At 59.3% G+C, this 12,028-nt stretch carries 15 protein-coding genes; 12 read left to right on the top strand and 3 right to left on the bottom strand.

What is annotated here, in order from left to right:
* The first annotated feature begins 159 nt into the window (after window positions 1–159).
* On the top strand, window positions 160–444 hold the full coding sequence (locus JF539_RS22840; protein WP_207143061.1) for a hypothetical protein: 285 nt from the start codon (window positions 160–162) through the stop codon (window positions 442–444).
* A gap of 146 nt (window positions 445–590) precedes the next feature.
* A complete protein-coding gene (locus JF539_RS22845) occupies window positions 591–1,790 on the top strand; it encodes a CobW family GTP-binding protein (protein ID WP_207143062.1) in 1,200 nt (399 codons plus the stop codon).
* Window positions 1,791–1,803: 13 nt separating this feature from the next.
* Here the strand turns inward: JF539_RS22845 and tesB are convergent, their stop codons facing one another.
* Complete coding sequence (gene tesB, locus JF539_RS22850; protein ID WP_207143063.1) at window positions 1,804–2,670, bottom strand: acyl-CoA thioesterase II; 867 nt, start codon at window positions 2,668–2,670, stop codon at window positions 1,804–1,806.
* A 212-nt stretch (window positions 2,671–2,882) separates the two neighbouring features.
* On the opposite strand from tesB, the gene JF539_RS22855 reads away from it, so the two are divergent.
* From JF539_RS22855 to JF539_RS22875, 5 genes are all read left to right on the top strand, one after another.
* Window positions 2,883–4,121 carry a ubiquinone biosynthesis hydroxylase gene (locus JF539_RS22855; protein ID WP_207143064.1) on the top strand — a complete coding sequence of 413 codons (1,239 nt, stop codon included), beginning with the start codon at window positions 2,883–2,885 and terminating at the stop codon, window positions 4,119–4,121.
* Between the two features lie 77 nt (window positions 4,122–4,198).
* Window positions 4,199–5,071, top strand: a complete 873-nt coding sequence (locus JF539_RS22860; RefSeq protein WP_207143065.1) for an SDR family oxidoreductase — start codon at window positions 4,199–4,201, stop codon at window positions 5,069–5,071.
* A gap of 71 nt (window positions 5,072–5,142) precedes the next feature.
* Window positions 5,143–5,340, top strand: coding sequence for a twin transmembrane helix small protein (locus tag JF539_RS22865; protein WP_207143066.1), 198 nt, complete (start codon window positions 5,143–5,145; stop codon window positions 5,338–5,340).
* Window positions 5,341–5,376: 36 nt separating this feature from the next.
* Window positions 5,377–5,952, top strand: coding sequence for a cob(I)yrinic acid a,c-diamide adenosyltransferase (locus tag JF539_RS22870; protein ID WP_207143067.1), 576 nt, complete (start codon window positions 5,377–5,379; stop codon window positions 5,950–5,952).
* Between the two features lie 31 nt (window positions 5,953–5,983).
* Window positions 5,984–6,682 (top strand): rhomboid family intramembrane serine protease, encoded by a 699-nt coding sequence (locus JF539_RS22875; protein ID WP_207143068.1) that lies wholly within the window; start codon window positions 5,984–5,986, stop codon window positions 6,680–6,682.
* Between the two features lie 13 nt (window positions 6,683–6,695).
* Here JF539_RS22875 and JF539_RS28140 read toward each other — a convergent pair whose 3' ends face one another.
* Together JF539_RS28140 and JF539_RS22885 are read right to left on the bottom strand one after the other, a co-directional pair.
* Window positions 6,696–7,076, bottom strand: coding sequence for an RT0821/Lpp0805 family surface protein (locus JF539_RS28140; RefSeq protein WP_419247701.1), 381 nt, complete (start codon window positions 7,074–7,076; stop codon window positions 6,696–6,698).
* 30 nt (window positions 7,077–7,106) lie between these two features.
* Window positions 7,107–7,568 carry a hypothetical protein gene (locus JF539_RS22885; protein WP_207143070.1) on the bottom strand — a complete coding sequence of 154 codons (462 nt, stop codon included), beginning with the start codon at window positions 7,566–7,568 and terminating at the stop codon, window positions 7,107–7,109.
* A 207-nt stretch (window positions 7,569–7,775) separates the two neighbouring features.
* Here JF539_RS22885 and JF539_RS22890 point away from each other — a divergent pair, with 207 nt between their 5' ends.
* The 5 genes from JF539_RS22890 (at window position 7,776) to JF539_RS22910 (ending at window position 12,013) form a co-directional block, all read left to right on the top strand.
* Window positions 7,776–8,291: an RNA polymerase sigma factor gene (locus JF539_RS22890; protein WP_207143071.1), complete on the top strand. Its 516-nt coding sequence runs from the start codon at window positions 7,776–7,778 to the stop codon at window positions 8,289–8,291.
* Window positions 8,288–8,986: a hypothetical protein gene (locus tag JF539_RS22895; protein ID WP_207143072.1), complete on the top strand. Its 699-nt coding sequence runs from the start codon at window positions 8,288–8,290 to the stop codon at window positions 8,984–8,986. Before JF539_RS22890 ends, JF539_RS22895 begins: the two co-directional genes overlap by 4 nt.
* 302 nt (window positions 8,987–9,288) lie before the next feature.
* The gene (locus JF539_RS22900) at window positions 9,289–10,038 is read left to right on the top strand and encodes an electron transfer flavoprotein subunit beta/FixA family protein (protein WP_207143073.1); all 750 of its coding nucleotides are present in this window, start codon (window positions 9,289–9,291) and stop codon (window positions 10,036–10,038) included.
* 21 nt (window positions 10,039–10,059) lie between these two features.
* On the top strand, window positions 10,060–10,992 hold the full coding sequence (locus JF539_RS22905; protein WP_207143074.1) for an electron transfer flavoprotein subunit alpha/FixB family protein: 933 nt from the start codon (window positions 10,060–10,062) through the stop codon (window positions 10,990–10,992).
* Window positions 10,993–11,131: 139 nt separating this feature from the next.
* The gene (locus JF539_RS22910; RefSeq protein WP_207143075.1) at window positions 11,132–12,013 is read left to right on the top strand and encodes a 3-hydroxybutyryl-CoA dehydrogenase; all 882 of its coding nucleotides are present in this window, start codon (window positions 11,132–11,134) and stop codon (window positions 12,011–12,013) included.
* Window positions 12,014–12,028 lie beyond the last annotated feature (15 nt).

Raw genomic sequence — 12,028 nt, forward strand, 5'->3', positions numbered from 1 at the left:
CGTTCAGACGCATCGATTAACCGTTTGTTTACGGTAATCCTTAAAACTCAGGTAAGTTTTTTCGTCGACGCGGTTCTGCCTGCGGAAATCGCGGCGAGACATATCGTGCCCTGTTCGGCGAAGACCGCGCCGGCATCCAACAGATCGAGAGATCCTGCCATGATCGAACCGAGATCCACAGCGACCATCCGGGCTCTAGCAAGCCTCGCGGAACTTTCCGCCAATCAGCTGGAGGAAGGGGTTTCGGTCGAAGAGGTCATCGCCACGCTTCGCAAGGCCGCCGAAGCGGTCCGGACCGTCGTGGACGAGGAAGATGAGCCGGTATCCGAGGAAGATGCCGCAGAGCTCGCCCAGGACCTGACCCCCATGGATCTTTCGGTCGAGAACAAGGGGTCGAACAAAGACGCGGAGTCCGACGGGCAAACTGTCCTCAACGCGGGCTGAATTCCATCTCCTCCGAGGCGTTTGACCGCTCCCGCAAAGGGTGGCAACAGATCTTCTGCTGACCGCACGGCTGGCTTTCACCGTAAACCGTTATTATATAACGGACGTTTCTATGTGAGCAGTCCAGAACGATCCGGAGTATTTCCATGGCTTCCCAAGATACCGCCGTTGACGGCCGCGGCCGGACAGGACCCAGGCCGTCGATTCCGCTGACGGTCCTGACCGGATTTCTGGGAGCGGGAAAAACAACTCTTCTCAACCGGATGCTGAAAGACCCGGAGATGGCGGATACGGCCGTCATCATCAATGAATTCGGCGAAATCGGCCTCGACCATCTGTTTGTCGATCAGGCGGGGGAGGGCATCGTCGAGCTTTCGTCCGGGTGCCTGTGTTGCACGATCCGGGGTGATCTCGTTACCACGCTTGAAAATCTGCTGCGCCATCTGGACAACGGACGAACAGAGCGGTTGCGGCGGGTGGTGATCGAAACGACCGGTCTGGCCGACCCGGCGCCAATCCTGCACACGGTCATGCTGCACCCCTATCTGATGATGCGTTACCGGCTTGAAAGCGTGATTACGCTTGTGGACGCGGTGAACGGCTTGTCCACGCTCGAAAATCATGAGGAAGCCCGCAAACAGGCGGCGGTCGCAGACAGGCTGGTGTTCACGAAAACCGACTTGATCGCGACGGAGACCGAAAAAGCGGACTTCGAAAGCCTCAAGGACTGGCTGATAAAGCTCAATCCCGGCGCGCTCAGGCTTGACGCGCAGTCCGGCGAGGCGACGCCCGGCAGGCTCTTCAACGCGGGCCTCTACGACCCGGACAGCAAGATCCCGGACGTCGCTGCCTGGCTGAACGCGGAAGCCTACGAAGGATCCGGTCATCACCATCACCACGATCATGGACATGGGCATGGGCACGGGCACGACCATGATCATGACCACGACGTGAACCGGCACAGCGATGCGATTCGCGCCTTCACGCTCTCCACGGACCGGGCCGTTTCGGCTTCCGCTTTGGAAATGTTCCTCGACCTGCTTCGATCCGCGCACGGGCCGAAGTTGCTCCGGGTCAAGGGTGTGGTGAAACTGGCTGAGGATCCGGAGCGCCCCGTCGTCATCCACGGGGTCCAGCATGTGTTTCATCCGCCGGCGACGCTGGAGGCCTGGCCGGATGAGGACCGGCGCACGCGGATGGTGTTCATCACCCGGGACCTTCCGGAGGGTTTCGTGCGCAAGATGTTCGAAGCCTTTTCCGGTGCGCTGCTGCCTGATACGCCCGATTCGAAGGCAATGACCGACAATCCGCTGGCGGTGTCGGGCTTTACCAGCCCGATTCGGTGACTGCCGACGGAATTCAGTCTTTCCTGCGCAGGCGGATCAGGCCTTCCTGGGCGGTGGAGGCCACGAGCTTGCCGTCCAGGGTGAAGAGCGATCCCCGGTTCATGCCGCGCGACCCGGATGTGGAGACGCTGTCGGTGGCATAAAGCAGCCAGTCATCGGCGCGGAACGGGCGGTGGAACCACATGGCATGATCAAGGCTGGCGGCCTGGATCTTCGGGCTGAATACGGATGTGCCGTGAGGAAAGAGCGAAGTGTCCAGAAGAGCCATGTCGGATGCGTAGGCCAGGACGCATTGGTGAATTCGCTCATCGTCGGGCAACTCGCCGGACGCGCGCACCCAAATATACTGCCTGGGCGGCAGCACCTTGTCGCTGAAATAGTGCGTCAATTCGACCGGCCGAATCTCGATTGGCCGTTCCCGTTCCCAGTAGTTGCGGACATTTTCCGGGGCCATGGACAGGAATTTATCCTTCAATTCCCGTTCGCTCGGCAGTTCGTCCGGTTTAGGCACGTCCGGCATTTCAATCTGGTGTTCCAGGCCTTCCTCGACTACCTGGAAGGACGCGGACATGGAGAAAATCGCCTTGCCGTGCTGAATGGCGACAACCCGGCGCGTGGTGAAGCTGCCACCGTCACGGATTCGGTCGACTTCGTAGACGATCGGAACTTCCGGATCGCCGGGGCGCATGAAATAGCCGTGAAGAGAGTGAACGTGGCGATCTTCGACGACGGTGCGCGAGGCGGCAACCAGCGCCTGGCCGATGACCTGCCCGCCGAAAACGCGCTGCCAGCCGACCTGGGGGCTGCGACCACGAAACAGATTGTGTTCGAGCGGTTCAAGGTCGAGAATTTGAAGAAGGTTCTCAATTGCCGTATTCATCGGCGCGATTCCTCGTTTGAGCGGTTCCGGCAAATGCGGAGACGGGTTGGCGGCGTGAAATCGATAATCAGGAGATTTTCCGGAAACTCGCTGTTTTCGGGAAATGCCCTAAATAGTGCGCCTGATGAGACTGCTCTGGATGCACTCTTGAACGGGCCTTTACGTTGAAGTCAAGATGCCTTTAGGGAAGCTGGAGGCGGGGAGAATTGGAAATGGCTAGGACAGGCGGCGCGGAAGAAATGTTCGATGTCGTGATTGCCGGTGGCGGCTACGTGGGGCTGTCCCTGGCTGTGGCTTTGAAACAGGGTGATGCCGGTTTGAAATGTGCCGTTGTCGACCCGAAGCCGATGGACCAGCTTCACAAGGATCCGCGTGCGTCCGCGATTGCAGCGGCGGCTTCGAGAATGCTGACGCAGCTTGGCGTCTGGCAGGACATCGAGGCGAAAGCGCAGCCGATCAATGAAATGATCGTCACGGACAGCAAGCTGCGCGACGCGGTTCGTCCCGTTTTCCTGACTTTCGGTGGGGAAGCGACGGAAGGCGAACCGTTTGCGCACATGGTGCCCAACGGTGTCATGATGCCGGCCCTCCATGAGGCGGCGGCAGGGCTTGGCGTGGTCTTTGCGGCTCCGGCCGTCGCCGATACGTTCCGGACCCAGGCCGATCATGTCGACCTTGTCCTGGGGGATGGTGAGGTTCTGAAAAGCCGTCTTCTCGTCGCCGCCGACGGTGTGCGTTCCAGGCTCAGGGATCTCGCGGGGATCCGGACGGTGGACTGGGACTACGGCCAGTCCGGCATCGTCACCACCGTGAGGCACGAGCGTCCGCACAACGGCCGCGCGGAAGAACATTTCCTTCCCTCCGGGCCTTTCGCGATCCTGCCGCTTCCGGGAAACTGTTCTTCGCTGGTCTGGACTGAGAAGACCTCGGACGCGGACAAGCTTGTGCGCGCGGACGATTTCACCTTCGAACTGGAGCTGGAACGCCGTTTCGGCCATCACCTGGGCACGCTCGAAGTCTTGGGCCCGCGTCGGGCCTATCCGCTCGGCCTGAAACTGGCACGGGAATTCGTCAAACCCCGCTTCGCGCTTGCCGGAGACGCCGCGCATGGAATTCACCCGATCGCGGGACAGGGCCTCAACATGGGGTTCAAGGATGTCGCCGCGCTCGCGGAAGTGTTGATTGATGCAAGGCGTCTCGGCCAGGATCCGGGAGGCTTCGACGTTCTGGAGCGCTACCAGCGCTGGCGCCGGTTCGATACCTTCCAGATGGGTGTCGTGACGGATGTGCTGAACCGCCTTTTTTCCAACGACAACGATATCCTGCGTGCGGCCCGGGATTTCGGTCTCGGCCTGGTGGACCGGATGCCTGGACTGAAGACCAAGTTTATCAAGGAAGCATCGGGTTTCGCGGGACCCATTCCGAAATTGCTTTCAGGGGAACCGATCTGATAGGAAGAGTGCCGGTTGAAAGCCGGGACTCTCGACCTCTTCAAGCTTGCATCTTCCATGTTCCGCCGGACTTTTGAATGATCGATCAACCTGCGAGTGTCTCCGATTACAGGTCCATTCTGATTACGGGATGTTCGTCCGGAATCGGTGCTTCGGCGGCCCATATCTTGCGCGGCCGAAACTGGCGGGTGTTCGTCACGGCCCGCAAACGGGAAGATATCGACAGGTTGCGCGCCCTGGGGTTTGAAACCTTTCGCCTCGACTATGAGGATCCGTCGAGCATCGAGGAAACGGCGGAAGCTGCTCTCGAGCTTACGGAAGGCAAGCTCGATGCCGTATTCAACAATGGTGCTTACGCCGTTCCGGGTGCGCTTGAGGATATTCCGACGGAAGCCCTTCGGGCGATGTTCGAGGCTAATTTTTTCGGCTGGCACGATCTGACCCGGCGGCTGGTCCCTGCCATGAGGGCAAAGGGAGCCGGACGTATCGTGCAATGTTCCTCCGTGCTCGGGTTCGTGGCAATGAAATACCGGGGGGCCTACACCGCGTCCAAATTCGCGCTTGAGGCCTATTCCGACACTTTGCGTCAGGAGCTGAAGGGGAGCGGGGTCCATGTCAGCCTGATCGAGCCGGGGCCGATCGGAACGCGGTTTACCGAGAATGCGTTGGCGAATTTCGACCGCTGGATCGGTGAGGTGGGCCTGAAGGCATCCGTTCATCGCGAGACCTATGAAAAACGCCGCATCCGGATGGAATCCGGTGAACCGGGACCCTTCAAGCTGCCACCGGAGGCCGTCGTGAAGCGGCTTGTTCATGCGGTTGAGGCAAAACACCCGAAAGAGCGCTATTATGTTACCTTTCCAACCACACTGATGGCCGTGGCCCGGCGGGTGCTGCCGACAGGTCTCCTGGACAGGTTCTGTATCTGGGCGGCGGACCGGGAAGCATAGCCGGCAGCCGCACGTGACGACACAAGAAGGAAGCGCCGGTGTCAGGCCGGACGGCTCGGAAGGCAGGAAATTTGGCAAATCTCTTCGACATTCTCATTCCCGTCGGCATGGCCGCGATCGTGGTCGTGCTGCTGCTGGGTATCTGGAACCTGTTCCGCAACGGCCCGGCCAACAGGTCGCAGATGCTGATGCGCTGGCGCGTCGGTCTGCAGTTCCTGGTCATTGTGCTGGTTATGGGCGGGCTCTATTTCTTCGGAAACGGCGGATAGTGAAGTCTTATTGATTAAGGTCCGGGAGCGGATGCCATGGTTGTTTTGAACAAGATCTATACAAAAACGGGTGACGACGGGACGACCGCTCTGGGTTCAGGCGAACGCCGGCCGAAGAACGATCTCAGGATCGAGGCTTACGGGACGGTCGACGAGACAAATGCCGTTGTCGGTCTCGTCAGGCTGCATACCGGCGACTCGGCGCCGGACGTCGACCTGATTTTAAGCCGTATTCAGAACGATCTCTTCGATCTCGGCGCCGATCTGGCGACCCCGGAAACCGGGCAGGATCTGGGTTATGAACCCTTGCGCGTGACACAGACCCAGGTCGCTTCTCTCGAAGAAGCCATCGACAGGCTGAATGGCGAGCTGTCCCCGTTGAGGTCCTTCGTGCTGCCCGGTGGCAGCCCGGCTTCCGCCTATCTTCATCTTGCCAGAACGGTGTCGCGCCGCGCCGAGCGTCTGATCGTCGAGCTGGCGGCGCGTGAACAGGTCAATGAAGCCGCGGGACGCTACATGAACCGTCTGTCCGATTTTTTCTTTGTCGCCTCGCGCTACCTGAACGACAAGGGCTCGCGGGACGTCTTGTGGGTGCCTGGTCAGAACCGGTAACGAAAGCTGCTTCGGGGAGGGCGCGCGCTCGATGTTTTTTCCGGTTTACGATCACAATCGGCTGAATCACCTTCCGCGCCCTTATGTCAATCTGGCAATCATCACCGCGAACGTTCTGATTTTCGTCCTGTTTCAGGGCGCTGGCGAAGAGCGGGCCGTTGCCGCGTCGTCTTATTCCTTCGGCCTCATTCCCGTTGTCTTTTTCGATATCCGTGATCTGGCCCCCCAGCTGCAAATGTTGCCTGACTGGATGTCACTCGTTACCTATGCGTTCCTGCATGGAAATTTCATGCATCTTTTCGGCAACATGCTGTTTTTGTGGGTCTTCGGCGACAACGTCGAGGATGCCATGGGCCACCTGCGCTATCTGCTTTTTTATCTCTTGTGCGCGGCGGCCGGCGGTTTTGTCTACGCAATCATGGATGTGAGCTCCGACGCTCCGCTGATCGGGGCTTCCGGGGCCGTGTCCGGTGTCGTTGCCGCCTATCTGATGCTGCATCCCCGGGTCAAGGTCTGGGTTCTGGCGTTCGGACGCTTGCCGCTACGCTTGTCGGCGCGTTGGGTTCTGGGCGCCTGGATCGTGTATCAGATCGTCAACGCGGTCATCGGAGGCGACAGCCAGGTCGCCTGGATGGCTCATATCGGCGGATTGGCGGCAGGGGCCGTTCTGGTGGTGTTCTTCCGGCGCAGGGGCGTTCCGCTTTTCGACCGGAACCTGGGAAATGCCTGACTTACTTGAAGACTTAGGCTGACAGCCAGACGGCACTGGAAGTCCGGCAGGCGATGCCCTCCCGACTCAGGGATTTTCCGGAGGAAAATGTGATCCGCTCAAGATAGGCACGGCAGTAGGTCCCTTGTGCCGTTTTCCATGTTCTCAACGGTGTGACCGAGCCGCTTGCTCCGCTGGCGGGATTCTGCCAGCGCATGGCGTTGCCCGACAGCGATTTCTCCAAAGCGTGCTGAAGATTTTTCTTCGCGATCGAACGGTCTGACGATCCCAAGCTGGAACCGCCCTCCGTCAGCCCGTCACCGAGGTCGACCTGCGAGGTCACTTCGGTACATGCCGAAAGAAGAGTCGTAAGGAGAAAAAGCAAAGCGAGCCGCTTTGGTGCCCCACATCGCACAAAATTCAATTCCGATCCCGCCTCTTGGATCTATTGCCAGCCGTTATCAATGGCCTCCCGTTCCTCCCTTTTCGACAGCATCCCACCGGAAGGCTCGCTATTGCCGTTGAAGGTCGGTTCTTGTCTTTTGAATATTCCTTTAAGCAAATTACCAGAAGCTGGCTTTTGTGAGGCAGACGTACCGGGAACTGCGCTTCCTCCAGAAGAATTTGAACCGGAAGACCCTTGCGAGGACGAGCCGCCCGATCCGCCCGAGCTTCCGCTTCCGCCGCCGGACGAATTCGATCCGCCGCCCGAGCTCGAGCCTCCGCCTCCACCGCCTCGCCCGCCATCGCCACGCGATTGCGCGGAAGCGCTGATGCTGTCTTTCAGGTCCAGGACCGGACTGAAAAAGACGAGCGAAAACGCCATGGACGAAGCGACGACGACCGGCAGCACGCGGAACATCGCAGAGAGGCGGCCTTGCAATGTGATCTGGCGGTTGTGGTTCATCGGAGTTGTCAGGTTTCTAAAAATGGGTTTTCCAGCCTTTGGAAAACAATACAGTTTTCCCTTTTCAAAGCCACAACACTTAAGATCGCCGTTTTCTTCCTAAAATTAGACTAAAAAAAGTCCGGATTAAAAACTCATTCTGCGTGTTAATATATTCAGAGCGGTTTTGCGGAGAACTCCTTGCCTGAAGATAGACTTAAAACGGATATGATCCGTTTGCTCCCCAAGCTGAGGAGTTTCGCGCTGAGGCTGTGCCGGAATCCGGATCAGGCAGACGATCTGGTGCAGACAACTTGCGAACGCGCGATCCGGTCGCTGGATCAATTCGATCCCGCGACCCGCCTCGACAGCTGGATGTTTAGAATTATGCAAAACCTTCATTTTAACAATGTCCGCGATACCACGAACAGGGCCAGACTGTTCGATCTTGCAATGCTGGATTTCGAGGAAAGCTACGACGGAGACAAAGCCGCCGCGAGCAGCCTCGAGTTGCAGAAAGTTCAGGCGTTCATCGGAAAGCTGGACGAAGACAACCGGGAAGTCCTGTTGAAGATCGCGGTCGAGGGCCGCAGCTACAAGGATGTGTCCGAGGAACTCGGCGTTCCCATCGGAACGGTGACCAGCCGGCTCGCGCGTGCACGTCTGAAACTGCGGGAATTTCTGGAGCCGAACGAAACTGCGCCTGAGATCAAGCTGCGCAGCATGCCAGGGGGTGTGTTATGACATTCGACGAAAAGCGGGAGCAGATTTTACTGGCCTCCGAGATCGGCCGGATACTCGATGGCGAGGGTTCGCCCAAGGAGCGGGCCGAGCTGCTTGAAACCCTCCGGGGCGAGCAGGACGCGAACCGGATGCTGCAACAGTTGGCGCACGACAACCGTCTTGTCCAGCAGGCGATACCGGCTCCCGTTCCGCAGGAAAGCCTGGATCGCTTCGAGGCCGTCATCGGCCGCGAATTCACCAGGCGAAACGCCCCGCCGGTTCGAAGCCAGCATCCGGTCTGGACCGGATATTTCGCCCAGGCGGCGGCGGCCCTGTTTCTGGTTGCCGGGACCTTCATGTTTACCTCCTTCTGGATGGAGTCCCGCATGGATTCCGCCGTGGCGTCTCTTGCCGCGCGCCTTGAAACCGACCGGTTCCTGATTGCCCAGACAGTGCAGGAAGCGCTCGAAACCAAAGTGAGTGGCGATCCGATCTATATCAGCCACGAGGGGGACTGGACCGAAACCTTCACACCGGTTCAGACCTACAAAAGCAAAAGCGGTCACTGGTGCCGCCAGTATGTGCGCGAATCGACGTTCAGCGGGCTCGATATGACGATCCGGGGAACCGCGTGCCGGGATCAGAATGGCACCTGGACCACCGTCTTCGCCGAACCGGTCACCGGTGATTTCAGCAGCGAGACGCCAGGTATCTGACAAACCCGTAATTTCGCGGTCACCTCGTTCGCCGGGCCTGGACGTTTCCCGTTTCAGGCCTTTCGGATTGTTTTCGGACCGCGGTGGCTGTTGTCGCCTTTGCGACACGGTTTTTTTCAGGCCCGGCAGAATTCCATCTTAGTCCCTTCACTGCAATTGACAGTCGCCATGCAGGTCAGTACCGTCCAGCGCCATGCGCCACGATTGGCCAATTTCCGCCATTTATGACGTTGGGTCATGTTGGTGGGGTGGCCTTATAATGCGGTGCGGTGAAAGCCGGCCCAGCAAGAGGTTGAGACCAAATGAAAATCCTCGTGCCCGTGAAACGGGTCATCGATTATAATGTGAAAGTTCGCGTGAAGCCGGACGGTTCAGGTGTTGATCTTGCCAACGTCAAGATGTCCATGAACCCGTTCGACGAGATCTCGGTCGAAGAAGCCCTGCGGCTCAAGGAAGCGGGAAAGGCGACCGAGGTCGTTGTCGTGTCCGTTGGACCGCAGCAGGCTACGGAGACGCTGCGCACCGGTCTGGCCATGGGCGCCGACCGCGGCATTCTGGTCAAGACGGACGATGCCACGGAGCCGCTGGCGGTCGCCAAGATCTTGAAGGCCATCGTCGCGGAAGAAGAGCCGGGGCTCGTGATCCTCGGCAAGCAGGCCATTGACGACGACTGCAATCAGACCGGCCAGATGCTGGCCGCCCTGCTCGGCTGGAGCCAGGGTACATTCGCGTCCAAGGTCGATCTTGGCGAAGGCACGGTGGATGTTACCCGTGAGGTCGATGGCGGTCTCCAGACCGTGAAGCTGAAACTTCCGGCGATCGTGACCACGGACCTGCGTCTCAACGAGCCGCGCTATGCTTCCCTGCCGAACATCATGAAAGCGAAGAAAAAGCCGATTGACGAGAAATCCCCGGCCGATCTGGGTGTCGACACCGCGCCGCGTCTGACCGTTGTTTCCACCGCCGAACCGGCCGCGCGCGAAGCGGGCATCAAGGTGGATTCCATCGGCGCTCTGGTCGACAAACTCAAAAATGAAGCCGGCGTCCTTTAAGGACCTGCAGGAGGATACAAAATGACAACACTTCTTGTGGCCGAACACGCCGGCGGTGCCTTGAACGACGCTACCGCGAAGGCCTTGACGGCGGCCGTCGCCCTGGGCGGCGACGTGCATGTTCTCGTCGCCGGAAAGGGCGTACAGGGCGTTGCCGAGGAAGCTGCGAAACTTTCCGGTGTGGCGAAGGTCCTGATCGCCGAAGGCGATGCACTGGAGCACCAGCTCGCCGAGCCGATGGCCGACCTGATCGTGGGCCTTGCCGGTGACTATGACGCGATTGTCGCGCCGGCGACCGCCAACGGCAAAAACACCCTGCCGCGCGTCGCGGCCCTTCTCGATGTCATGCAGATTTCCGACATCACCGCCGTTGTCGATGCGGAGACCTTCGAGCGGCCGATCTATGCGGGCAACGCGATCCAGACGGTCAAGTCCGGCGATCCGAAAAAGGTGATCACAGTCCGGACCTCGACCTTCGCGGCAGCGGAACAGGGCGGATCGGCGGCGGTCGAGACCGTTTCCGGTGTGGACGGTTCGGGTCTTTCCGAATTCGTCGGCGAGGAACTTTCCAAGTCCGATCGTCCGGAGCTGACCTCCGCGAAGATCATCATTTCCGGTGGCCGCGCTCTCGGGTCGGAAGAAAAGTTCCAGGAAGTCATCATGCCGGTTGCGGATGCGCTCGGCGCGGCCGTCGGGGCCTCCCGCGCGGCTGTCGATGCCGGCTACGCGCCGAACGACTGGCAGGTCGGGCAGACCGGCAAGGTCGTCGCTCCGGATCTTTACATTGCCTGCGGCATCTCGGGTGCGATTCAGCATCTCGCCGGCATGAAGGACTCGAAGGTGATCGTCGCGATCAACAAGGACGAGGAAGCCCCGATCTTCCAGGTTGCCGACTACGGTCTGGTTGCGGATCTGTTCGAAGTCCTGCCCGAATTGAAGGCCGCGGTCGAATAATACCTGCGGCAAATTCATCACGGACCCCGGAGCGAATGATAGTTTTCGCTTCGGGGTTCTTGCCGTTCGGCGCAAGACTTGCCAAAAATAGCCGCAATATGGCCCAACGGGTCACTACTTAGCAGATCGGGTTTTCAGTATGGCTGTCGAAATCAAGAAAGTCGGCGTGATTGGGTCAGGTCAAATGGGCAGCGGTATCGCGCATGTCTGCTCCCTTGCCGGCTACGAAGTGCGTTTGAGCGACATTTCCATGGAGCGGATTGAGTCGGGTCTTGCCTCGATCAACGGAAACATGGCCCGGCAGGTGTCCAAGTCGCTGATTACGGAAGAAGCCAGAACCGCAGCTCTGGACCGCATCAAGGCCGCGGAAGATCTCGATCTTTTGAGAGATATGGATCTGGTGATCGAATCCGCGGTCGAAAATGAGCAGGTCAAACGGAAGATCTTCTCTCAGCTCTGCCCGATCCTGAAACCGGAAGCCATCCTGGCGACCAACACCTCGTCGATTTCCATCACGCGTCTGGCTGCCACGACCGACCGGCCGGAGCGGTTTATCGGCATTCACTTCATGAACCCGGTTCCCATCATGGAACTGGTCGAACTGGTTCGCGGCATCGCCACCGAGGATGAAACTTTCGAAGCCTCCAAGGTGTTTTGCGACAGGCTCGGCAAACAGATCGCGGTCGCCGAGGACTTTCCCGCCTTCATGGTCAACCGGATTCTGCTGCCGATGATCAATGAGGCAATCTATACGCTTTATGAAGGGGTCGGGTCGGTCGAATCCATCGACAAGGCGATGCGACTGGGTGCGAACCACCCCATGGGACCGCTGCAGCTTGCCGATTTCATCGGTCTGGATACCTGTCTGTCGATCATGCAGGTGCTCTATGAAGGGCTGGCCGACACCAAGTACCGTCCCTGTCCGCTGCTGGTGAAATATGTCGAGGCCGGCTGGCTCGGCCGGAAGACTCAGCGCGGCTTCTACGACTATCGCGGAGAGACGCCCGTTCCGACCCGCTAAGGGTTTTGGCCGTTC

It is taken from the genome of Roseibium aggregatum (genome assembly GCF_017309185.1).
Classification (GTDB): domain Bacteria; phylum Pseudomonadota; class Alphaproteobacteria; order Rhizobiales; family Stappiaceae; genus Roseibium; species Roseibium aggregatum_B.

Bases quoted from the DNA above. Each gene is read 5' to 3' on its own strand.
- JF539_RS22840 (WP_207143061.1), top strand. From the start codon at position 160: ATGATCGAACCGAGATCCACAGCGACCATCCGGGCTCTAGCAAGCCTC.
- JF539_RS22845 (WP_207143062.1), top strand. From the start codon at position 591: ATGGCTTCCCAAGATACCGCCGTTGACGGCCGCGGCCGGACAGGACCC.
- tesB (WP_207143063.1), bottom strand. From the start codon at position 2,670: ATGAATACGGCAATTGAGAACCTTCTTCAAATTCTCGACCTTGAACCG.
- JF539_RS22855 (WP_207143064.1), top strand. From the start codon at position 2,883: ATGGCTAGGACAGGCGGCGCGGAAGAAATGTTCGATGTCGTGATTGCC.
- JF539_RS22860 (WP_207143065.1), top strand. From the start codon at position 4,199: ATGATCGATCAACCTGCGAGTGTCTCCGATTACAGGTCCATTCTGATT.
- JF539_RS22870 (WP_207143067.1), top strand. From the start codon at position 5,377: ATGGTTGTTTTGAACAAGATCTATACAAAAACGGGTGACGACGGGACG.
- JF539_RS22875 (WP_207143068.1), top strand. From the start codon at position 5,984: ATGTTTTTTCCGGTTTACGATCACAATCGGCTGAATCACCTTCCGCGC.
- JF539_RS22885 (WP_207143070.1), bottom strand. From the start codon at position 7,568: ATGAACCACAACCGCCAGATCACATTGCAAGGCCGCCTCTCTGCGATG.
- JF539_RS22890 (WP_207143071.1), top strand. From the start codon at position 7,776: ATGATCCGTTTGCTCCCCAAGCTGAGGAGTTTCGCGCTGAGGCTGTGC.
- JF539_RS22895 (WP_207143072.1), top strand. From the start codon at position 8,288: ATGACATTCGACGAAAAGCGGGAGCAGATTTTACTGGCCTCCGAGATC.
- JF539_RS22900 (WP_207143073.1), top strand. From the start codon at position 9,289: ATGAAAATCCTCGTGCCCGTGAAACGGGTCATCGATTATAATGTGAAA.
- JF539_RS22905 (WP_207143074.1), top strand. From the start codon at position 10,060: ATGACAACACTTCTTGTGGCCGAACACGCCGGCGGTGCCTTGAACGAC.
- JF539_RS22910 (WP_207143075.1), top strand. From the start codon at position 11,132: ATGGCTGTCGAAATCAAGAAAGTCGGCGTGATTGGGTCAGGTCAAATG.